Here is a 22,444-nt window from a genome sequence, read left to right on the forward strand (position 1 = left end):
GATCGGGCTCCCTGCGGCGGGCCCCACCCCCGGCCCCACCCCCCCCCCCTCGCGCGCCCCCCCCGCCGGGGCGCTCCGGGTGCGCCCCCCCCCCGGGCCAGGGAAGCGCAGTGGGTTCGTTCACGGTCAGCTTGCCGGAGGCATCAGAACGGAGTCGATGAGGTACACCGTAGCGTTCGCCGTCTTCACGCCGCCGCAGATCACGTTGGCGCCGTTGACCTTGAGAGCGTCGCCGGAACCGGTGACGGTGACCTGCTGCTTCTCGACTGTTGCGTGCTTGCCGACCACGGCGGTCGGGTCGAGCTGGCCGGCGACCACGTGGTAGGTGAGGACCTTGGTCAGCAGGGCGTCGTTGGTCTTCAGCGTGGCGACGGTGGCCGCGGGGACCTTCGCGAACGCGGCGTCGACGGGCGCGAAGACGGTGAATTCGCCGCCGTTCAGGGTGGGGACCAGGTTGACCTTCGGGTTGAGCTTGCCGGACACGGCCGCGACGAGCGTCTTCAGTAGCGGGTTGCCGGAGGCGGCGGTGGCGACCGGGGCAGCGGCCATGCCGTCGATGGAGCCGGCGCCGGACGGGTTCGCCTTCGCGTAGTCGGCGCAGCCCGGTCCGACCATCCCCGAGGCGGCCGGGTCCATCGAGGACTCGCTCGCGGACGGTGAACTCATCGACGGGGAGCTGCTGGCCGACGTACTGGAGGATCCGCTCGAGCTGTTGTTGTCGCTGCCACCACAGGCGGATGCGGTCAGTGCGAGAGCCAGTGCGGTGGCGGCGAGACCGGCGCGGGTGAGGTGCTTGGACATGACGTGATCTCTTTCCCGGAGGAGGTGCGGACACGGGTACTTCGGCGCGGGCCGGCGACCGGATGGGTCCGGAACGGGATTGATTTCTGGGAGTGAGCGTTCGTGCACCCGTTGCGGCGTACAGTCGCGTGCCGTCCAGGAGTTGTCAGGGGAGAGGGTGGACCACGTGCTTCGGAAGTTGATCACCGCAACCATCGCGGCCGGGACTGTCGGCGCGTCCGCGCTGTTCGTCCTACCGGCCGAGGCCGCGCCGGTTCCCGTGGAGGTCGCGGCGCCGGCGGCGCGAGTGTCCACGTTCGACGGGCTGACCGAGTTGATGATCCAGCGGATCGTGATCGGTGACGACGTGGCGGCCTCGAAGTACTTCAGTGGGAAGCCGGTCGACGATCCGGTGCGCGAGCAGCAGATCCTGGAGTCGGTGCGCCAGTCCGCCGTACAGCTCGGGATCGATCCGGAGTCGACCGCGCAGTTCTTCCAGGCCCAGATCGACGCCAGCAAGGTCGTCCAGCGCGGTCTGCTCGCCTACTGGGCCGCTCACCCGGACAAGGCGCCGACCACCGGTCCCGACCTCACTGTGATCCGCGAGAAGCTCGACGCTCTCACCGCGCAGCTCCTCGCCGAGCTGGTCCGTGTCGACCACCTCCGCCAGACGGGTCCGCGGTGCACGATCAGCCTGTTCGTCTCGACCACGTCGGCGGACATCCGGCACCACCTCGACCAGTTGCACCGCCAGGCCGTCCGTACGGCGTCGACGACCGTCTGCTGATCAGCCCATGCGGGCGAGCGCGGCCTCGGTCAGCTCGTGCTCGAGGGGCCGTCCGGCCGCGTAGTGCTCGATCTCGGCGGCGGTGATGGTGCCCATCTCGAGGTAGCACTCGACGGTCGCGGCGGCCTGGTGGGGCATCAGCAGGACGTTCGGCAGCGAACGGAACGGGCTGTCGGCCGGCAGCGGCTCCTCGTCGAAGACATCCAGCGCGGCGTCAAGCCGGCCGGACTTCAGCTCGGCCAGTAGGGCAGCGGTGTCGACGAGCCAGGACCGCGCGGTGTTGACGAGCGACGTACCGTCGGCCATCAGCGCGAGCTCCCGGGCACCGATCAGGTGATGGGTCTCCGGGAGAGTGGGTGCGTGCAGCGCGACGACCCGGCTGGTGCGGAGCAGGTCGTCCAGGGGGAGCCGGTCGACGCCGAGTTCGGCGGCGCGTTCATCGGTGAGGTAGGGGTCGTGGACGACGACCTCCGCTCCCAGCGCGACCAGCATCTTGATGTACTCGAGCCCGGTCCGGGACGCCCCGACCACCCCGATCCGCGACGCCGGGAGACCGTGCTGCGGCGGTTCCTCCTCGCGCCAGGCGCCACGGTGCATCGCGTGGTCGAACCGGTGGATGCGGTGCAGCATGCTCAGCGTGAACGCCAGCGACACCTCGGCCACCGGGCGCGCCATCGCCTGCCCCGCCTGCGTGATCCGGATATCGCGCCGGAACATCTCGTCGGTCACGAAGTGCTTCACCGACGACGCGCTGTGGGCGATCAGCCGCAGCCGGTCCGCGTGATCCAGCACCGCGGCCGTCAGCGGGGCCGCACCCCACGACGTGATCAGTACGTCGGTCCCGGGCAGTGCCGCCGTCAACGCCTCGGCGTCCCGCGGATCGTCCAGAACGACGACCTCCCCGAGCGCCTCCAGGCGCGCCACACTCGACGGCGCGAACACCATCTCACGGAAGACGGGCGTCGCGGCGAGCACAATGCGCAGCTTTTCGGTCATGACCGAATCCTAACGAACGAGCCGATCGGCGGGCCGGGACGCGCGGACGACGAGTAGGTGCAGCCCGACGGTGATCGCCAGGACGGTGGCCGAGACGCCGAGCAGTCCGTTGGCCGATGAGCCCGCGGTCAGGGCGACACCGCCGAGCCCGCTGCCGAGCGCCGATCCGAGCGAGATCGCGCTGCCGTTCAGCGCCATCACGATCGCCGCCGAGTCCGGTGCGAGCGACGCCAGCCGCGCCTGCTGCGGTACGGCGGCACCGCCGTTCCCGACCCCGGCGCTGAAGAACCAGACCAGGCCCCACACGGCAGCCACCACGGCCGGGGCGAGCATCAACGCGATCATGCCGAGCACCGCGTTCAGCAGCAGCCCGATCAGGACGATCGTCAGCACCCGGATCGCGCTGAACTTGTCGACCAGCCGTCCGGTCACCGCATTGCCGGCCATACTCGCGACGCCGTACCCGAACATGATCACGATGATCGCCCAGTCGGCGTGGAAGTGCGGCCCGAGGATCAGCGTCGCGTAGGTGAAGCAGGCGTAGCTGCTGCACAGGATGCCGGTGGTGACGAACAGCCCGGCGACGAGCCGCGGCTGGCCGAGTGGCCGGAGCCGTTCGACGAGCGTCCCGCCGGCCAGGTGCAGCCGGGGTAGTCCGAGCAGGATGCCGATCAGCGCGATCGTGCCGACCACCGCGACCAGGATCATCGGGAACCGCCAGCTCGACTGTCCGAGCAGCAGACCGACCGGTACGCCGAGCGCGGTCGCCGTCATCCAGCCACCGAGCACGAACGACAGCGCCTTCCCGTGGTGCTCGACCGGCGTCAGTGCGATCACGTACCCGGTGACGGCCGCGTTCAACAGGCTGCCGCCAAGCGCGGCGATGACCCGGCCGCTGAGCGCGATCGGGTAGTTGGTGGCGATCCCCACCACCAGGTTGCCGAGCACGAACACGCTCAGTGCGAGCGCGATCGTCGTCCGGCGCTCCCACCGGGAGGTCAGGGTGCCGAGCACGGGGCCGGCCAGCGCCGCGGTGAACGCGAACACCGACATCAGTTGCCCGGCGGCGGCCGCGGTGACGTCGAGGTCGCCGGCGATCTGGGGAAGCAGCCCGGCCAGTACGTAGCCGTCGATCCCCATCGAGAACGTCGCGACGGCCAGCCAGATCAACGGGCGATAGGAGAAACTCCCGCCCTCCACCGCCCCAGCGGCGTGCGTCTGCGTCATTCGCCCATCTCACCCCGAGCGACGCGCCCGCGGCAAGGGCAAATTGATCAAATATGTCGAAAGTAGCGAACCGAGGTGCAGCTCCGATCAGCTTTACGGAGGCTGGATTCCGTAGTCGTGGATCTTGCGGTAGATGGTTGCGCGGGACATCCCGAGTGACTTGGCGGCGCGGCCCTTGTGGCCGTCGTTGGCGACCAGGCTGCGGATGATCGCGTCCCGTTCGAGCGCCTCCAGCTGGCTCAGGCTGCGCCGGCTGATCGCCTGCGCCCGGGCCGGCAGGTCCGCGGGGGTCATCACCCCGGTACGCCGGCGGCGTGCGACGACCTGCTTCAGGACCTGGCGCAACTCCGCGGTGTTTCCCGGCCACGCGGACCGGAGCAACTGCTGCATGGTGTCCGGCGCGCAGGCCAGGTCGCCGTGGCTCAACTGGTTCAGGAACTGCGGCACCAGCTCACGGACGTCCTCGATGTGGTGGCGCAGCGGCGGTACCTCGATCGTCAGCGGGAAGAGCGAGAGCAGCTCACCGAGATCCGGCGGTTCGGTGTCGTCGGCGGTGAGGGTGACAGCGATCCACGGCGGGTCGGCGGGGCGGTGCTCGAGGACGTCGTACAAGGCCTCGAGTGTGGCCACGACGCCGCCCTTGTCGAGGCACTCGACGTGCCGGATCACCAGCGCCTGCACAGAGTCGTCGGCCAGCTCTGCCACGAGTTCGGCGGCGAAACCGGCGCCCAGCCGTGCGGCGTCGACGATGTGGAACAGCCCTGCTGGGTTGTTCTGCTGGTGTGCGGCGCGTGCGAGCGCGACCTTGCCGACGCCCCGCTCGCCGGTCAGCACCACCCATTGGCCGGCACGGCAGGCGTTGTCGACCTCACGGCCGCTGACCAGCCACGGCGCGCTTCGGCCGACCAGACCCGGCAGGACCGGACGCGGTGGCGGACGATGCCCCGAGGCCGGCGTACTGAGGCCGGTGGCGGATGAATGCGGGCTGACCTGGATGATCCCGGCGCCCGGGCCACCGGTGACCGGCCGGCACATGATGCGCACCCGCGCGCCGGTGGGCAGCTCGGTCGTCACCGACTCGGTCGTCCCGCGGGCGAGAATCACGGCCGCCTGATCGAGCACAGCGCGCTGGTCCGCGGCATCGAGCAACTGCCGCGCCTGCGCGTTCATCAACAGCAGGTCGTCGTCGATCGCGAGCACCATGTCACCGAGGCGGCGCGAGCTCTGCAGGTACGCCTCCAGCAGCGAGAGCTCGCGCGCGGAGCTGTCCTTCAGCAACGCGGCGCGGATATTCGCGGCCGTCGTCTTCGCCAGCGCCATCAGCAGCGAGCCCGCGTCCTTGCGCCAGCACGTCAGGTCGATCGCGCCGACCGTCTTGCCGTTCACCGGATGCTTGATCGGTACGCCGGCACACGCCAGGTCCTCGAGATCCTCGGCGTAGTGCTCGTGACCGAACACGTGCATCGGCCCGCCACCCTCGAGCGCGGTCCCGATGCCGTTGGTGCCGGCGAACTGCTCGGCATAGCTGAATCCCGGCGCCAGGAAGACCTTGTCGAGGTGCCGGGCCAGCTGAGCGTCCGCTGTGAGGCGCTGCAGGACCAGACCCGTGCGGTCTGTGAGGATCACGCTGATCGGCTGACCGTCGAGGTTCTCGTGCAGTTGCCGCAACACCCCGCTCGCGCTGCGGGTCAGCGGGACGTCCAGATCCGGATCCGCGACGTACGGCAGCGTGATCCGGTCGGCGGGCAGGTTCCAGCGCCGCGATCGCGCCCACGAGGCGAGGATCGGCGGCCGCACGTCCTGCGGCTTGACCGGATCGAGGGTCAGGAAGTTCAACCGGGCCGAGGCAGTCCGCCGGTTGTCCTCCAGTGACGGTGCGAGTTCGTCCACGGGCCCTCCCCCTGCCAGGCGGGTGCCGCGAACCACGGGACCCCACCCGGTTCCCTTCGAGAGTAGTGCAGCCGGCCGCGCAAGCACCGTCTCAGAATGAGACAACCATCCGGGCGCGGTGGGTTTGTGATGCGGGGAGGAGGTTTCGATGACTGATTCGCAGCCCGAAGAGTCGTACAACCCTTGGACAGTCGTTCATTTCGTCTTCGAGCACCTGACCGACGCCGGCCTGCATCCCGTCCTCGGCGCGACCGGGCACCCGGGCGAGCCGGCCGCGGAACTCCTGCGCTGCTTGGGTATCCGGCCCGATCCGCAGGGTGACCAACGACTGGCCGAACAGACCGAAGCACGCCTCGCAGAACTCCGGGAGGCCTTCTTCGAGGAGCCGTGACCGGCATCTCAATTTGAGACCTCAGCCCACTCGTGACGGCGATGTACTGCAAGAACAAAGCCGGCCACATGAGCGGGAGGAGTGCCATGAGTCGCCAGAGCGTGGCTAAGGCCCACCAGAAGATCCAGGAATTGTCATGGGAACCGGCGTATCACGAGCCGGTATCCCAGTACGGAACGGACTACACGTTCCGTAAGGCACAGAAGAAGGACCCGCTGAAGCAGGTGCTGCGGTCGTACTTCCCGATGCAGGAGGAGAAGGACCACCGGGTCTACGGCGCCTCCGACGGCGCGATCCGCGGCAACATGTTCCGCCAGGTGCAGGAACGCTGGCTGGAGTGGCAGAAGCTGTTCCTGAGCATCATCCCGCTGCCGGAGATCTCCGCCGCGCGGGCGATGCCGCTGCTGTTCCGCACCGTGCCGAACCCCGAACTGCACAACGGGCAGGCCATTCAGATGATCGACGAGGTCAGGCACTCGACGATCCAGCAGAACCTCAAACGCCTGTACATGAACAACTACATCGACCCGGCGGGCTTCAACTCCAGCCTGCGGGACTTCCAGAGCGACTACTGCGGCACCATCGGCCGGCAGTTCGCCGAGGGGTTCATCACCGGTGACGCGATCACCGCGGCCAGCATCTACCTGACGATCGTGGCCGAGACCGCGTTCACCAACACGCTGTTCGTCGCGATGCCCGCCGAGGCCGCCGCGAACGGCGACTACCTGCTGCCGACGGTCTTCCACTCCGTGCAGTCCGACGAGTCCCGGCACATCAGCAACGGGTACGCCACGCTGCTGATGGCGCTGTCCGACGAGGACAACCACCAGCTGCTGGCCCGCGACCTGCGCTACGCGTGGTGGAACAACCACCGCGTCGTCGACGCCGCGATCGGCACCTTCATCGAGTACGGCACGAAGGACCGCCGCAAGGATCGCGAGTCGTACGCCGAGATGTGGCGCCGGTGGATCTACGACGACTATTACCGCAGCTACCTGGTGCCGCTGGAGAAGTACGGCCTGGAGATCCCGCACGACCTGATCGAGGAGGCGTGGAACCAGATCTGGAACAAGGGCTACGTGCACGAGGTCGCGCAGTTCTTCGCCACCGGCTGGCTCGCCAACTACTGGCGGATCGACCCGATGACCGACAAGGACTTCGAGTGGTTCGAGTACAAGTACCCGGGCTGGTACGACAAGTACGGCGCCTGGTGGGAGAACTACAACCGGCTGTCGAGGCCGAACGGGCACAAGCCGATCGTCTTCGAGGACGTGGACTACGAGTACCCGCACCGCTGCTGGACGTGCATGGTGCCGTGTCTGGTCCGTGAGGACATGGTGATGGCGAAGGTCGACGGCCAGTGGCGGACGTACTGCCACGAGATGTGCAAGTGGACCGACGAGACCGCGTTCCGCCCGACGTACATGGGCCGGAACACGCCGAACATGGGCAAGCTGATCGGCCACCGCGAGTGGGAGACCCTGTACCACGGCTGGAACTGGGCCGACGTGGTCTCGGACATGGGCTTCGTCCGCGACGACGGCAAGACCATGGTCGCGCAGCCGCACCTCGACCTGGACCCGAGCAAGATGTGGACCCTCGACCACCTGCGCAAGTGCCCGCCGCTGGCGAGCCCGAACGTACTGCTGAACGAGATGTCCGACGACGAGCGGACCGCCTTCGCGGCGCGCTACGTCAAGGGCGGCCCGGCCGGACGCTTCGCTCCTGCCGACACCTGATCCCATGGGAGACAAGCACGTCGTGAGGTTCGAGCCCGTCGGCATCGAGATCGAGGTCGACGAGGACCAGACGATTCTCCGCGCCGCGGCCGAGCAGGGCGTGATGCTGATGCACGGCTGCAAGGAGGGACAGTGCGCGTCCTGCAAGTCGTTCGTCCTCGACGGTGAGGACATCGACCTCGACCGGTACTCGACCTTCGCGCTGCCGGAGTACGAACTGGACGAGGGCTACACCCTGCTCTGCCGGGCGCACGCCTTCGAGGACCTCACGATCGAGCTGCTCAACTACGACGAGGAGATGATCCGCTCCGGGCTGCCGATCCAGGAACGCACCGCCGAGGTCGTCGCGATCACCCCGGTGACGCACGACCTCCGGCACCTGGTGCTGAAGCTCGCCGGGCCCGGCGAGCTGAAGTTCTTTCCCGGCCAGTACGTCGACATCACCGTCCCGGGCGCCGGCACCGGCGAGGCCGCCAGCCGGTCGTTCTCGATGGCGAACACGTCCAGCCGGGAGATTGGGCAGCTGGAGTTCGTGATCAAGGTGTACCCGGGCGGTCTGTTCTCGGAATTCCTGGACCGACGGCTCCAGGTCGGCGACCGCCTGGACCTGACCGGGCCGTTCGGGGTGTTCACCCTCCGGGACAACCCGGACGCCCGGCTGGTCTTCGTCGGTGGCGGCGCCGGGATGGCGCCGATCCTGGCGCTGCTGCGGTCGATGGCCGAGCGCGGGATCGACCGGCCGACGACGTTCTACTACGGATCCCGGACGGAGCTCGACCTGTGTTTCTCCGACGAGCTGCACGAGCTGGAGCAGCGGCTGCCGCGGTTCCGGTACGTGCCCGCGCTGTCCGATTCGCCGGGGGCGGAGTGGGGCGGCGAGAGCGGGCTGATCACCGACGTGGTCCGGCGGCTCGAGCCGGACCTGTCCGGAGCCGACGCGTACGTGTGCGGACCGCCGCCGATGGTCGAGGCGGCGATCCCGCTGCTCGAACGCCTCGGTGTCGCGACGAAGCACATCTACTACGACAAGTTCACCACGACCGGCGACGCCGGTGACTCGAAGGTGCTGGAGGCAGAGAGCCGATGACGACCACAGAAGACCAACCGATCAAGGTCGAACGCAGCGTTCCGAAGCCGGTCTTCACCGACGCCGAGGCGGGCGCCCGTGAGTTCCCCGACTCGAACTTGCGGCGTTACAACTACTACAAGCCGCAGAAGCGCAAGCAGAGCCACTACGAGGACGTCACGGTCGACGTCCAGCCGGATCCGCGGCACTACCTCACCCAGGGGTGGCTGTACGGCTTCGCGGACGGCCGCGGCGGGTACCCGCTGGACTGGACCGCGCTGAAGGCCTGGGGTTCGGACAAGCCCGAACCGCAGCGGGGCCCGGGAACCGGCGGGCTGGTTGTGAAGGAGTGGCCGGCGACCGGCTGGCACGAGTTCCGGGACCCGAACGAGGAGTGGGAGCTCACGCTCTACCGCTACAACTCCAACGTCGTCCGCCAGGTCACCCAGAATGTCGAGGCGGCCCGGCAGTCCAAGGCCTTCGAGCAGTGGAACACGAACTGGGTTCGCTTCGTCGAGCACCACATCGGCGCCTGGATGCACGTCGACCACGGACTCGGCCTGTACCTGTTCGCGAACGCCAACCGGCGCGCACCGACCAACATGCACAACAACGCGATCTCGGTGAACAGCATGCACCGGATCCGGGCCGCCCAGGACCTCGCGCTGTACAACCTCACGCTCTCCGAGGAGATCGAGGGGTTCGACGGCAGCGCGCACCTGGCGACGTGGAACTCTGATCCGGTCTGGCAGGGCGTCCGCGAGGTCGCCGAGGAGCTGACCGCGATCGACGACTGGTGCGAGGCGATCTTCGCCGCGAACGTCGTCTTCGAGCCGCTCGTCGGCGAGCTGTTCCGCAGCCAGCTGGTACAGCAGGCGTCGCCGCGTAACGGCGACTTCGTCACCCCGACGGTGGTCGGCGCGGCGGAGTACGACTTTGCCGAGCGCGATCTGCGCTACACCACCGCGATGTTCGAGCTGCTCACGAACGACCGGGAGTTCGAGGAGCACAACAAGGCGATCCTGGCGGACTGGCTGGGGTCCTGGACCGCGAAGGCGCTCGCCGCGGCCCGGACGATGCAGCCGTTGTGGTCGCAGCCGGACGCCAAACCGCCGCGGTTCGAGGACGGCCTCGATCGCGCGAAGAGCCGGTTCAGCGGAATCCTCGCCTCGCTGGGCCTCGAGGACCCGAAGGAGTTGGCACTGTGACTACGCTCAAGGCAGTCCACGAGAGCCCGTTCAAGTCCGACAGCACCGCGTCCAACAAGGCCGGCTTCACGCTGATGAACAACCAGGTCGGCGCAGTGGTCGCCGAGGTGATGGACAGCAAGGACAACGTCACCGTGACGCACCTTCCCTCGATGATCCGGGTCGACGCGGTCGGCAAGATGGAGGTCGTCTACGACGAGATCTCCGAGGCCCTCGGTGAGGAGCCCGGCTACTTCGACCAGGCCGAGTTCGAGGAGAACATGTCCACCCACTACGGGCGGATGGTGCACCTCGACGACCGGACCATCCTGTTCGCCAACCCCGAGGACGCCGCCGAGTACATCGGGTTCGATCTGACCGCATCCAGCTGACGTACATCCGGCTGACACCATCCGGCTGAAACAAGGGGGTTCTCGTGTACGAGAAGAACGGTGAGAAGTACTTCGTGGTCGACAGCCACATGCATTTCTGGAACGCGGCACCCGACAACTGGGTGCCGGGGCAGGAACAGTACGCGAAGGGGTGGATCGAGTGCTTCCACGCGTACATGAGCCTGGCTCCGCAGAACACGCACTGGCCGATCGAGAAGTTCATGCGCTACAGCGAGGACGACCTGATGAAGGACGTCTTCGAGGACGGTCACGTGGACGTCGCGATCTTCCAGCCGACGTACCTGAAGGAGTGGTACAAGGAAGGCTTCAACACGACCGAGCAGAACGCGAACCTGGGCGAGAAACACCCCGGGATGTTCGTCCTCAACACCCGCTTCGACCCGCGTGACGGTGACGTCGGGCTGGAGGAGCTCGCGCACAACGTCGAGCGGTACGGCTGCAAGGGCGTCAAGCTCTACACCGCCGAGTGGAACGCGGGGTCGAGGGGCTACAAGCTCACCGACACCGCGGCGTACCGCTATCTGGAGAAGGCGCAGGAGCTCGGGATCAAGAACATCCACGTCCACAAGGGCCCGACGATCTGGCCGCTGGACAAGGACGCGTTCGACGTCTCCGACGTCGACCACGCCGCGACCGACTTCCCGGAGCTCAACTTCATCGTCGAGCACGTCGGCCTGCCGCGGATCGAGGACTTCTGCTTCATGGCCACCCAGGAACCCAACGTGTACGCCGGTCTGTCGGTCGTGATCGGCGGTCTGATGCACGCGCGGCCGCAGTTCTTCGCCAAGGTGATGGGCGAGCTGCTGTTCTGGGTCGGCGAGGACAAGATGACCTTCGGCAGCGACTACGGCATCTGGGAGCCGAAGTGGCAGGTCGAGGGCTTCGTCGACTGGGAGATGCCCGACCAGCCGGAGTTCGCGGACTACCCGCGGCTCGGCGTCGAGGGCAAGAAGAAGATCCTCGGGCTGAACGCCGCGAAGCTCTACGACCTCAAGGTGCCCGAAGAGCTCCAACTGAAGGAGGCGACGCCGGCCGCGCAGGACGACTCGAAGCTGGTCGCGTCCTGATGACGGCGGTAGCGACCGAGCGGGACCGGGTCCTGGACGCACTGGGTGCGGTCCGGGACCCGGAGCTCGACGAGCCGATCACGACGCTGGGTTTCGTGTCCACCTGCGTGGTGTCGGCCGCCGGTGACGTGGTCGTCCGGCTCCGGCTGCCGACGTACTTCTGTGCGCCGAACTTCGCGTTCCTGATGGTCGCCGACGCGTACGACGTGGTGGCCGCGCTCCCCGCCGTGCGCGGCGTCGACGTCGCGCTGGAGGATCACTTCGCAGCCGCGCAGATCAATGCCGGAGTCGCGGCGCGGGCGGGTTTCGTCGCCTCGTTCGACGGCGAGGCGGCGGCGGAGCTCGACGAGCTGCGCCGGACGTTCGTCGCGAAGGCGGTACTGGCCGGGACCGATCAGGTCTGCCGGCCTTTTGTTGCTTCTGGCATGGATCCGGAACAGGTCGCGCGGCTGACGATCGCCGATGTGCCGTCGTCGGCCGAGCTGGACCGGCTGCTCCGGCGGCGGGCCGAGATCGGGCTGCCGATCGGCCCGGACGCGGCGCTGCTCGTCGACGTCGGCACCGGCGCGCCGATCGCCGCGGCCGCGGCGGCGCGGCACCTCGGGCTGGCCCGGCTGACCCGGACCGGGATCGAGGCCAACACCGGTATCTGCAGAGGAATGCTGAAGCACCGGTACACCGAGTCCGGTGCGGGCGAGGAGGAGCAGGGATGAAGGCCGTTCGACTGCACGGGTACCACCAGCAACCAGTGGTCGACGACGTACCGGAACCGGTCGTCAGCGGCCCGTTGGACGTCGTCGTCAAGATCGGCGGTGCCGGTGTGTGCCGCACCGATCTGCACATCATCGAGGGGCAGTGGGACGCGGCGATGCACCCGACGCTGCCCTACACGATCGGCCACGAGAACGCCGGCTGGGTGCACGAGGTCGGCTCCGCGGTCACCAACGTGCAGGTCGGCGACACGGTGATCCTGCACCCGACGCCGACCTGCGGGCTGTGTCACGCCTGTCGCGCCGGGGACGACATGCACTGCGAGAACAGCACGTTCCCGGGGCTCGACAGCGACGGGGGAATGGCGGAGTATCTCCTCACTTCCGCGCGTGCCTGCGTGAAGCTGGACCCGAGTACGCGGCCGCAGGACGTGGCCGCATTGGCCGACGCCGGAATCACGGCGTACCACGCGGTGCGCAAGGCGATCCCGTTGCTGCCACCGGGGACGACCTGCGTGGTGATCGGCGCGGGCGGGCTCGGGCACATCGGCGTCCAGTGCCTGGCGGCGCTGACCGCGGCCCGGATCATCGTCGTCGACCGCAACCCGGACGCGCTGAAGCTGGCCGAGCAGCTCGGTGCGGACCAGACGGTTGTTGCTGACGGCAAACAGGTGGAGAAGGTGCTGGAGCTGACCGACGGTGCCGGCGCGCACGTCGTGCTGGACTTCGTCGCCGAGCAGGGCGCGGAGAACGACGGCTTCGCGATGACCGGCCGGGCCGGGTCCTACTTCGTCATCGGGTACGGCGGCGTGGTGCAGATCCCGACCCTGGACATCATCTCGACCGAGCGGAACATCGTCGGCAACATCGTCGGCACGTTCAACGAGCTGGCCGAGCTGATGGCGCTCGCGCAGGCCGGCAAGGTCACGCTGCACACCCGGACCTACCCGCTCGACGCGGCCGTCGAAGCGGTCGCCGATCTCGACGCCGGCCGGGTCCGTGGCCGCGCGATCCTCGTTCCGTAAGACCATTTCCGGAGGGTTTTGATGGCCAAGGAACTGCGATTCGGTGAGACTGCTCGCGACCTGCTGCTGGCCGGTGTCGACCAGCTGGCAGACGCCGTGAAGTCGACCCTCGGCCCGAAGGGCCGCAACGTGATCCTGGAGAAGATCACCGGGTCGCCCGTCGTCACCAACGACGGCGTGACGATTGCCCGGGAGATCCATCTGAAGAACCAGTTCGAGAACATGGGCGCCCAGCTGGTCAAGGAAGCCGCGATCAAGACCAACGACATCGTCGGCGACGGTACGACGACCGCGACCGTGCTGGCCCAGGCGATCATCCGCGAGGGGATGACCGCGATCGGTGCGGGCGGAAACCCGGTGCTGGTGAAACGCGGGATCGACCTGGCCGTCGCGAAACTGGTCGACCGGCTGCGGGAGGTCGCGCACCCGGTGATCACCGAGCAGGATTACGCGCGGGTCGCGGCGATCTCCGCGAACGACGACGACATGGTCGGCGCGGTGATCGCGAAGGCGCTGCACACCGTCGGTGATGGCGGGATCGTGACGGTGGAGGAGTCGTCGAGCAACGGCATGGGGGTGGACTTCGTCGAGGGGTTCGAGTTCGACAACGGCTACCTGTCGCCGTACATGGTGACCGATCCGGGCAGCCTGCAGGCGGTGCTGGACGACCCGTACATCCTGTTGTGCAGCGAGAAGATTACCAAGGTCCAGGAGGTGATGCCGCTGCTGGACAAGATCATGCGCGCGCCGCGGCCGCTGGTGATCATCGCCGAGAGCCTCGAGGGTACGGCGCTCAGCATGCTGGTGCACAACCACGTCAACGGCCTGTTCCAGTGTGTCGCGGTGAAGGCACCCGGCTTCGGCGACCGGCGGCTGCACAAGCTGGAGGACATCGCGGCGATCACCGGGGGAGCCGTGTACAGCCGGCACTCGGGCTTCAGCCTCGAGACGATGACGCTCGAGCAGTTGGGCCGGGCGGACCAGGTCCGGGTGAACGCCGACCGGACCGCGATCGTGGCCGGTACGGGTCACGACAAGGACGTCGCGTTCCGGATCGCGCAGCTGCGAGCCGAACTCGAGCGCGCGACGTTCGGGGTGGACGAGGACGTCCTGACCGAGCGGATCGGCGCGTTGTCGGGCAAGGTCGCGGTGATCCACGTCGGCGCACCGACCCCGGCGGAGCTGAAGGAGCTGCAGCACCGGGTCGAGGACGCGTTGTCGGCGACCAGGGCCGCGATGGCGGAGGGGATCGTCGCCGGTGGCGGCATGGCCCTCCTGCACGCCGCGACGGCGCTCGACGGTCTGGATGTCCAGGGTGACTACCAGGCCGGTGTCGAGATCGTCCGGCGGTCGCTGCGCGAACCGGCGTACCTGATCGCGGCGAATGCGGGGTACTCCGGTGCGGAGGTGCTGGAGCGGACCTCGAAGATGGACGTCGACGACGGCTTCGACGCGCTCGCGGGGCAGTACGGCAATATGCTTGCCATGGGCATCATCGACCCGCTCCGGGTCGCCCGATCGGCACTGCAGAACGGCGCGTCGGTCGCCGGCCTGCTGCTCACCACGAACACCCTGATCGCCGAGGAGCAGACCCCCTGGGGTGGCAGTCCGTCCTTGATGACGGAGTACGGCGCCTTGGACGAAGGCCTGCACCAGCCGTCGCCCGACTCCAGTACGCCGCAGTCGCTCGGCCTCGGGCCGTCCGTTGGGTGACCGTCTCGCGCGATGAGACAACAACTGCAATGTCTATCTGATCAGTAGACTTTGAGTGTGACCCCGTCCGTACCCGGCGGGGTCACACCAATGGCAGGACCACGTCCTCCCGGCACGGTTGCCATCGGCCCCGTTCACCAGGCGGGACCGCGGGCACTACGGTGCCAGCGAGGGCGTGGTCCTGCCTCAGATGCCAAACGTGACGGCGGTGCGGCCGGTGGGTGTCAGGAGGGATGGCTGAGCGGTGATGACCAGGCGGGTGACTTCCTCGCCCCAGATGGTGCTCAGCTTGGGATCGGGGAGGGGGAGTGGCTCCGCGGTGAGCGCCAGCTGCTCGGTGTCGTAGGAGATCGTCAACGCGCGGTCGCCGGCGAGCCGGACGAGTCCGTCTTCCAGGGTGACCGGACCGTTGATGATGAGGTGCCAGAGCAACGATCGCGGGGTGTCCTCCAGCTCCCAGGTGTCGGTCAGCTCGATCCGCTCGCCTGGGCGGTCCATCACGAGCTCTCGACGCCAGGAGCGAATGCCTGCGTCGGCCGGGTAGGCGCTCGCCAGTTCGACCTGACACCGTGCCGAGGCGTCGTCGAGCTCGGCCGACATCCCGGCCGCGCGGAACTCCCGACCGGGCGGCTGCGCGAACCCGTTGATCTGCGGCAGGTTGTGGTAGTCGCTCTGCATCGTGAAGATCTGGTAGCGATCCTCCGAGAACGTCTGCCGGGTGTAGGTGCCGACACCGAGATCGATGACCCGGGGTACGCCGTCGACGGCGATGATCAGCGAACCGACGTCGTTATGGTTGTGCGACTCGGCGTTGTGCCCGCCCTTCAGCGCGACCAGCAGGCCCTTCGAGCGCGCGACCAGTACTTCGGTGTCCGGCAGCCAGGCGTCCCGCGTCGGCTCCGCGCTCTCTTCGTCGGTACGCAGACCCTCCTCGAGCAGCGTGCCGATCACCCGCAGCATCGAGGGGATCCGCGCCACGAGCGGGTCGTCACGACGCTTGACCGCCCGGGCGTGCCGACGGGCGGCGGGCTCGTCGGTGTGCACGCCGAGCCGGTAGAGTGGGTAGGCGACCGACGGATCGGCCAGCTGGGCGGGACAGTCCGCGAAGTTGACGTACCACCGGTCCTGGATGTGCATCGCCGGCAGGTACGACGTGATCGGCCGCAGCTTGGGATGACCGAAACCGTCCAGCTTCCCCGCGGTCGCGTCGTACAGCATCACCAGGTTGTCCGCGACCGCGCCGCCGGCCCGCGTCCAGTACGACGCTCCCTCGTCGCAGCCGCCGTCGTCGGGGTACGAGTCGAGGAAGCGGTCCAGGCCTTCGACGACGAGTGACACGACCGCGGCCCGGCGTACCGGATCACGCTCGAGCAGCAGTGCGCAGATCGTCAGGTTGGAGTGGATCCACGGGTTCCAGTTGTTGGTGAACTCGGTGAGCCAGTGCCAGTCGCGGACCTCGAGGAACGGGGTGAGCACGCGGCGGTCGACCTCGGTGCCGATGCGGATCCGGGTGGACGCGTCCAGCGCCGGACCCAGCAGATGGTCGACCCACGCGAGCAGCCCGCCGGTCTCGGCACAGAACAGATCGAGGTCGCGATCCGTGGGTCGCGGCAGCGCCTCGTTGCGGCCTCTCGCCGAACTCGCATGTGCCGGCACCGTCCAGGTCGCCTCGTCGCAGACCAGCCAGATGCCGTCCACCACGTCGGCCACCCACCGCGACTCGCCGGTCAGCAGCGCCGCCAGCGTGCTGGTCACGATCCGTCGCCGCCGCTCGAAGTACGCCGTCTCGTACCGCTCGCGATCACCCTCGCGATGGAACCGGGCGTAGTCACTCGCCAGTACCACCGGCCACGACCTGGCGAGCTGCTCCTCGGCGTCGGCGAGCAGCGCCGTACGGTCCTGGGCGGGTACGGCGTCCCACGCCGGCCGGTCGTCGATATCCGGCGAAACACCCGCGAAATCGACAGTCGCGAGCGCTTCGGTGAGAAGGGATTCGGGCAGCAGATCACGCACTGTGTGAGCCATCGATTTCCACCCTATCGACGGTAGGGCGGCCAGTCGTGGGTGTTCGCATGACGGGACGTCAGTGGAGACCTGCTTGGTTTGCGGCGGTGCCTTCGGTGCTGATGAGTACGGCGCTTGTGGATGCGGGGAGCTGGAGTTGGGTGGCGGCCTGGAGGCCGGCTAGGGCGGCGGCTCCGCACGGGCCTGCGTGGATGCCGTGACTGTGCAACGTGTGTTGGGCGGCGGTGGCTTCGGCGTCGGTGACTGCGATGGCGGCGTCGAGGCCGTGCTGGATGGCGGGCCAGGCGGTTGACGAGATCGTGCCGCAGTTGAGGCCGGCCATGATCGTCGGCGCCGACGCGTCGACGGCGGTCGGCTGGCCCGCGTGGAGTGACGCGGTGACGCAGGCCGCCGTCATCGGTTCGACCGCGAGGATCGTCGTACGGCGGCTTCGTCCTGGCGACCGGTAGTGCTCGATGGCGGACTGCAGTAGCGAGCCGACGCCGGTCGGGACGACGACGAGATCGGGCTCGCCCGGGTGCTGTTCGTCGATCTCGGTGAAGAGGGTGGAGTAGCCGGCGACGATCGAGCGTGGCACTTCCTCGTAGCCGTCCCAGGCCGTGTCCTGGATCAGCAATTCGCCATCCCGAATGCTCGCCGCCGCGATCCGCACGGCCGCGTCGTAGTCGCGATCGGTGTCGAGTACCGATGCTCCTTCATCGCGGATCGCTTGCACCGTACTCTCCGGCAGACCAGCGGGTACGTAGATGCGGGACCGCAGTCCAAGGAGCCGAGCCATGTGCGCGAGCGCTCGGCCGTGATTGCCGTCCGTCGCTGTGACCAACGTCAGCCCGCTCCCCGCAACCCGGTCGGCCAGCTCGGCGAAAGTCCGCGCACCGATCGCCCGGCTCACCGCCCAGGAAGCGCCGAGCACCTTGAACGCCGGCAGCCCGAACCGGTGCGACTCGTCCTTCACCCACACCCTGCCAAGCCCCAACCCGTCAGCCAGCGCAGGCAGCTCGACCAACGGCGTCGGCGCGTAACCAGGCATGCTCCGGTGAAACTCGGCCGCACTCTGCCCGCGTGCCGCAGCGACCCACGAACCCGCGCCAGCATTCGTCGCCCACAGCCGTTTCATCGCGCCTCGCAGCTCGTCATGCGCCCAAAGATCAACGCCGCCCGGAGTACGTTGGGCAGATGATCGCACGCATGTGGAGGGGCTCGGTGCCGACCGAGAAAGCCGTGGAGTACGCCGACATCGTCGAGCGCACCGGGATGGCGGGCTACCGCCGAACGCCGGGGAACCACGGCGCGCAACTGCTCACCCGGGATCTCGGGGACGGGCGGACCGAGATCGTCACGCTGAGCTGGTGGACCGATCTCGAGCACATTCGCGCCTTCGCGGGCGCTGACATCGAGCGGGCGAAGTACTACCCGGAGGACGACGCGTATCTGCTCGACCGCGAGGAGACGGTCACCCACTTCGAGGTCGCGCCACCGGCTGACGGCGAATCCTGAGCTCCGCAGTGTGTTCCTGTCGTCACTGGGAGTGATTGACGCGCTAGGGTTCCTGCGTGGAGCGGGTGTTGCCGGCGGTGCTGGCTGTGGTTGGTGGTGTGTTCCTGGCGTTCTTGTTGCTGACGCCGTTCGTGTATCGCAGTTATCGGCGACGTGGTGAGCTCGGGTTCGGCGCGATGCTGCTGGCCTTCGGGTCGCTGGTCTACGGGCTGGCCTTGGTGGCCTATGTGCTGTTCCCGGTGCCGACGATCGACGACGCCTGGTGCGCGGCGCACAAGGCGCTCACGCACCCGCAGTTGAACCCGTTCCAGTTCGTCCACGATGTCGCGAGGGAACGAGCGCGCGGCGCCGGCGGGCTGCTGCTGAATCCCGCCGTACAGCAGGCGGTTTTCAACGTCTTCCTGTTCGTCCCCCTCGGCGCCTACCTGCGGCCCTACACCCGACGCAACCCGGTGCTCATCGTGCTGGCCGGCTTCGGCGTCTCACTCCTGATCGAGACCACTCAGTTGACCGGCAACTGGTTCCTCTTCGACTGCCCGTACCGCCTGTTCGACGTCGACGATCTGCTCACCAACACCGTGGGTACGGCGATCGGCGTACTGCTCGCGCCCGCACTCCGGCTGTTCGACCGGCCGCGGACCGGGGTCGGCGTGGATACTCCGCGTCCGGTGACGACGCGCCGCCGGTGGCTCGGAATGCTGATCGACTTCGTGTCGGTGACCGCGTTCGGTGGCGCGCTGGGCGTGCTCGCGAACCTGATCGCGAACACGGCGTACGACGTCTGGCTGAACGATTCGGCGGGCGGACGCTTCCTGCTGATGGTGCTGACGACGTGGTTGCCGGCCGTCGTACTGCTCGCGCTCCCGGCGCTCAGTCGGCGACAGGCGACGATCGGTCAGCTGTCGGTCCGGCTTCGGCGGGTCGCTCCAAACGGCTGGCCGGCCGGTCGGCGGATGCTGCTCGCGCTGCTCACCGGGACCTTCGGCTACTACCTGTTCTCCGGACTGGCGACGTACGTCGAGGCGTTCGACGGGCTCGGTGGTCTCTTGCAGGTCGCCTCGATCGTCTTCGCCTGGCGACCGAAGACGCACCCCGGCCTGTCCGGCCTGGTCAGCGGGCTGCAACTGATCGACGACCGGACGACGGTCAGCCCCACCGAGCCGCTGACGGAGCCGACCCGCTCGACCTGACCAGTCGCTTTCTGTTGCGCTGGGCAACTACAAACTTCGTCTTCAACAAACCGTTGACGTTGCTGAAACGCTGTGCCACTCTGTCGCTGTTCGGAATCTTCTTTCCGGAAGGCGGAAAAGCATGGCAGAAGACCTGGCCTCCACCACGCCTGCTGCGGCCCGCCCCGAGGAGGTGACCGGGACGATCATCACCGTCATCGGGGTGTCGCTGCTGCCGGTCAGTTTCGACTGGGCGCTCGGTGGCGTCGGGTCCAAGACCTACGGTGACCCCAGCAACATCGCGCTCGCCGTCATCACGCTGCTGATCGTCCTGGTGATCAGCCGGGTCTTCCAGGGCTTCGTGTCCCGGCTGTCGATCCTGATCGGCATGGTCGCCGGCACCCTGATCGCGATCCCGTGGGGCAAGGCCGACTTCTCCGCGGTCGGCCACGGAGAGGTCGTGTCGTTCCCACCGGTCTTCGGTCTCGGTATGCCGGTCTTCGACGCCGGCGCGATCGTGGCGATGACCGTCGTGGTGCTGGTGATCATGACCGAGACGATGGCCGACATCATCGCGATCGGGCAGATCGTGGAGACCCCGGTCGACCACAAGCGGGTCGCCAACGGGCTGCGCGCCGACATGGTGTCGAGCACCGTCGCCCCGGTCTTCGGTGCGTTCCCGGCCAGTGCGTTCGCGCAGAACGTCGGGCTGGTCGCGATCACCGGGATCACGTCCCGCTTCACGGTCGCGGTCGGTGGCGGCGTCCTGGTGATGCTCGGGCTGGTGCCGCTGTTCGGCCGGGTCGTCGCCGCCATCCCGGCACCGGTGCTCGGCGGCGCGGTCGTCGTGTTGTTCGGTTCGGTTGCTGCGAGTGGGATCCGGACGCTGTCGCGGGTCGAGTACGGCGACAACCTCAACCTGGTCGTCGTCGCGGTATCGCTGGCGATGGGCCTGGTCTCGATCGTCCGGCCGCACTTCTGGGACGAGTTCCCGTCCGGCGTCGGCGTCGTCCTCGACTCGGGGATCAGTGCCGCGGCGGTTACCGCGGTACTGCTGAATCTGTTCTTCAACCAGTGGCGGGCGCTGGTCAGATCGAAGCCGTCGGTGTTCGCGGCCGCGCCCGACGAACGCGGTACGGCCCTGCCTGGCACGGAGGCCTGACAGCCCAGTAGCTTCCTGCGGTGGGAAGAAAGCGCAAGCGTCTCAGGGGATCACCGGTAGCTGCGAGGCCTGCGGTCGCTCCCGCGGTTCGTCGTACGGCGCCGCCGATGCCGTGGGCCGTGTTCTGGCTGGCGGTGATGATGCTCGCGGGCATGCCGCACAACGTCCGCATCACCACGATCGCCTAGCAGCTCTGTGACCGTTCGCAGCACGGAACCGGCCGTTGGGCTCTGGTGCGCGTGACGGCGCTTGCTGCTGTGCGTGCTCTGGGGAGAAGGTCGGGCTCGGTCTCGAGCCTCGGAGGTTTGTGTGCGTTGCTTTCGTGGAGTGGTTCGGCGGGCGGTTGCCGGCGGGTTGTGTGTGCTGCTCGCGCTGCCAGCCGCGGCGGCAGCCGAGAGCCGGCCGGGGTTGGGACAGCACTGGACGGCGACCTGGACGGCCAGTCCGACTGCGGCGATGGGCTCGGGGCTGTCGCACAACGGGCTGACCGATCAGACGATTCGCAACGTCGTGTACCCCAGCGTCGGTGGCTCGACGCTGCGGGTGCGACTCACGAACCGGTACGGCACGCGACCGGTCACCTTCGACGCGGCAACGCTCGGCAAGGCGGACGGATCGAGCGCCGCCGAGGTCACCCCGCTCACCTTCGCGGGGGCGTCGTCGGTGACGATCCCGGTCGGTGGCGACGTGGCCAGCGATCCGGTGCAGTTGTCCGTCGGGCAGCGCGAAGCCCTGGCGGTGAGTCTGTACAGCGCGACCGCGACCGGGCCGGCGACGTATCACAACGCCGCGCACACCACGTCGTACCTGGCCGCCGGGAATCACGCCGCCGACGCCGGCGGTACTGCGTTCACCGGCAACACGACGTCCTGGCTCTTCGTGGACGGGGTCGACGTGATCGCCGCGCCGCATGTCGGGACGATCGTGGCGCTCGGCGACTCGATCACCGACGGCACGGGTACGGCGGACAACTCGAACGCCCGGTGGAGTGACGCATTGTTCGCCCGGATCGCCGCCGGTCCGCCCGGGCACCTCGAGGCCGTGGCGAACTCGGGGATCGGCGGCAACGAGGTGACGATCGACCGCCAACCGCCGTACTTCGGTGTCAGTGCGCAGCATCGTCTCGACGCCGATGTACTCGACCAGCCGGGCGTGTCCCTCGTACTGGTTGCCGAAGGCATCAACGACCTGACGGCCGCCAACGTCGCGGCCGCCGACGTGATCACCGGGCTGAAGACCATCGCCGACCGGGTGCACGCGGCGGGCCTGAAGATCGTTGGCCTCACCATCACACCGTGCGGCGGGTACGGCGTCTGCGGCGCGGGCCCACTGGCGCAGCGAGCGATCGTCAACGAGTGGATCCGAAGCTCCGGCACGTTCGACGCGGTCGTCGACTTCGACGCCGTGGTCCGCGACCCGGCCGCGCCGGACCACCTGCTCCCCGCCTACGACAGCGGCGACCACCTGCACCCGAACGCCGCCGCCTACCACCAGCTGGGCGAAACCATCGACCTCACGCAACTGTCAGCGCTCGCAATCCGCCACCCACGCTGACTCCGGGGAGGATTATTGGCCGATTCGGGACGGTAATCCTCCCCAA

General features: G+C 68.2%; 21 protein-coding genes. 15 read left to right on the forward strand and 6 right to left on the reverse strand.

All coding sequences use genetic code 11. The features are described from left to right. Positions 1–126: 126 nt before the first annotated feature. Entirely contained in the window at positions 127–801 is a 675-nt protein-coding gene (locus ACWGID_RS07165; RefSeq protein WP_452195293.1) for a fasciclin domain-containing protein, read from the reverse strand. Between the two features lie 166 nt (positions 802–967). Here ACWGID_RS07165 and aroQ point away from each other — a divergent pair, with 166 nt between their 5' ends. Then, on the forward strand, positions 968–1,567 hold the full coding sequence (aroQ, locus tag ACWGID_RS07170) for a gamma subclass chorismate mutase AroQ (protein WP_452195295.1): 600 nt from the start codon (positions 968–970) through the stop codon (positions 1,565–1,567). Here aroQ and ACWGID_RS07175 read toward each other — a convergent pair whose 3' ends face one another. From ACWGID_RS07175 to ACWGID_RS07185, 3 genes are all read right to left on the reverse strand, one after another. Beyond that, positions 1,568–2,563, reverse strand: coding sequence for a hydroxyacid dehydrogenase (locus ACWGID_RS07175; RefSeq protein ID WP_452195297.1), 996 nt, complete (start codon positions 2,561–2,563; stop codon positions 1,568–1,570). A 9-nt stretch (positions 2,564–2,572) separates the two neighbouring features. Then, positions 2,573–3,790, reverse strand: a complete 1,218-nt coding sequence (locus ACWGID_RS07180) for an MFS transporter (RefSeq protein ID WP_452195299.1) — start codon at positions 3,788–3,790, stop codon at positions 2,573–2,575. 93 nt (positions 3,791–3,883) lie between these two features. Beyond that, positions 3,884–5,680: a sigma-54-dependent Fis family transcriptional regulator gene (locus tag ACWGID_RS07185; protein ID WP_452195300.1), complete on the reverse strand. Its 1,797-nt coding sequence runs from the start codon at positions 5,678–5,680 to the stop codon at positions 3,884–3,886. 148 nt (positions 5,681–5,828) lie between these two features. Here ACWGID_RS07185 and ACWGID_RS07190 point away from each other — a divergent pair, with 148 nt between their 5' ends. The 9 genes from ACWGID_RS07190 (at position 5,829) to groL (ending at position 14,991) form a co-directional block, all read left to right on the forward strand. Beyond that, positions 5,829–6,071: a hypothetical protein gene (locus tag ACWGID_RS07190; RefSeq protein ID WP_452195302.1), complete on the forward strand. Its 243-nt coding sequence runs from the start codon at positions 5,829–5,831 to the stop codon at positions 6,069–6,071. An 86-nt stretch (positions 6,072–6,157) separates the two neighbouring features. Further along, positions 6,158–7,810 (forward strand): hypothetical protein, encoded by a 1,653-nt coding sequence (locus ACWGID_RS07195; protein WP_452195304.1) that lies wholly within the window; start codon positions 6,158–6,160, stop codon positions 7,808–7,810. A gap of 22 nt (positions 7,811–7,832) precedes the next feature. After that, the gene (locus tag ACWGID_RS07200) at positions 7,833–8,897 is read left to right on the forward strand and encodes an FAD-binding oxidoreductase (RefSeq protein ID WP_452195306.1); all 1,065 of its coding nucleotides are present in this window, start codon (positions 7,833–7,835) and stop codon (positions 8,895–8,897) included. Further along, positions 8,894–10,084 carry a hypothetical protein gene (locus tag ACWGID_RS07205; protein WP_452195308.1) on the forward strand — a complete coding sequence of 397 codons (1,191 nt, stop codon included), beginning with the start codon at positions 8,894–8,896 and terminating at the stop codon, positions 10,082–10,084. Before ACWGID_RS07200 ends, ACWGID_RS07205 begins: the two co-directional genes overlap by 4 nt. Beyond that, a complete protein-coding gene (mimD, locus tag ACWGID_RS07210; protein ID WP_452195310.1) occupies positions 10,081–10,455 on the forward strand; it encodes a propane 2-monooxygenase effector subunit MimD in 375 nt (124 codons plus the stop codon). Before ACWGID_RS07205 ends, mimD begins: the two co-directional genes overlap by 4 nt. Positions 10,456–10,499: 44 nt before the next feature. After that, complete coding sequence (locus tag ACWGID_RS07215; RefSeq protein WP_452195311.1) at positions 10,500–11,543, forward strand: amidohydrolase family protein; 1,044 nt, start codon at positions 10,500–10,502, stop codon at positions 11,541–11,543. Continuing rightward, positions 11,543–12,256 carry an iron-sulfur cluster assembly protein gene (locus tag ACWGID_RS07220; RefSeq protein ID WP_452195313.1) on the forward strand — a complete coding sequence of 238 codons (714 nt, stop codon included), beginning with the start codon at positions 11,543–11,545 and terminating at the stop codon, positions 12,254–12,256. Before ACWGID_RS07215 ends, ACWGID_RS07220 begins: the two co-directional genes overlap by 1 nt. Further along, positions 12,253–13,278: an NAD(P)-dependent alcohol dehydrogenase gene (locus tag ACWGID_RS07225; RefSeq protein WP_452195314.1), complete on the forward strand. Its 1,026-nt coding sequence runs from the start codon at positions 12,253–12,255 to the stop codon at positions 13,276–13,278. The genes ACWGID_RS07220 and ACWGID_RS07225 overlap by 4 nt, the downstream gene beginning before the upstream one ends. An 18-nt stretch (positions 13,279–13,296) precedes the next feature. Next, on the forward strand, positions 13,297–14,991 hold the full coding sequence (gene groL / locus ACWGID_RS07230; protein ID WP_452195315.1) for a chaperonin GroEL: 1,695 nt from the start codon (positions 13,297–13,299) through the stop codon (positions 14,989–14,991). Between the two features lie 186 nt (positions 14,992–15,177). Here the strand turns inward: groL and ACWGID_RS07235 are convergent, their stop codons facing one another. Next, positions 15,178–17,016, reverse strand: coding sequence for a heparinase II/III domain-containing protein (locus ACWGID_RS07235; RefSeq protein WP_452195317.1), 1,839 nt, complete (start codon positions 17,014–17,016; stop codon positions 15,178–15,180). A gap of 58 nt (positions 17,017–17,074) precedes the next feature. After that, entirely contained in the window at positions 17,075–18,046 is a 972-nt protein-coding gene (locus ACWGID_RS07240; RefSeq protein ID WP_452195319.1) for a pyridoxal-phosphate dependent enzyme, read from the reverse strand. A 146-nt stretch (positions 18,047–18,192) separates the two neighbouring features. Here ACWGID_RS07240 and ACWGID_RS07245 point away from each other — a divergent pair, with 146 nt between their 5' ends. From ACWGID_RS07245 to ACWGID_RS07265, 5 genes are all read left to right on the forward strand, one after another. Beyond that, on the forward strand, positions 18,193–18,513 hold the full coding sequence (locus tag ACWGID_RS07245; RefSeq protein ID WP_452195321.1) for an antibiotic biosynthesis monooxygenase family protein: 321 nt from the start codon (positions 18,193–18,195) through the stop codon (positions 18,511–18,513). Positions 18,514–18,569: 56 nt separating this feature from the next. Continuing rightward, a complete protein-coding gene (locus ACWGID_RS07250) occupies positions 18,570–19,703 on the forward strand; it encodes a VanZ family protein (protein ID WP_452195322.1) in 1,134 nt (377 codons plus the stop codon). 121 nt (positions 19,704–19,824) lie between these two features. After that, the gene (locus ACWGID_RS07255) at positions 19,825–20,844 is read left to right on the forward strand and encodes a solute carrier family 23 protein (protein WP_452195324.1); all 1,020 of its coding nucleotides are present in this window, start codon (positions 19,825–19,827) and stop codon (positions 20,842–20,844) included. 20 nt (positions 20,845–20,864) lie between these two features. Next, the gene (locus tag ACWGID_RS07260) at positions 20,865–21,032 is read left to right on the forward strand and encodes a hypothetical protein (RefSeq protein WP_452195325.1); all 168 of its coding nucleotides are present in this window, start codon (positions 20,865–20,867) and stop codon (positions 21,030–21,032) included. A 139-nt stretch (positions 21,033–21,171) separates the two neighbouring features. After that, positions 21,172–22,398, forward strand: a complete 1,227-nt coding sequence (locus ACWGID_RS07265) for an SGNH/GDSL hydrolase family protein (protein ID WP_452195326.1) — start codon at positions 21,172–21,174, stop codon at positions 22,396–22,398. Positions 22,399–22,444: the final 46 nt, after the last annotated feature.

Source organism: Kribbella sp. NPDC054772 (genome assembly GCF_053611945.1).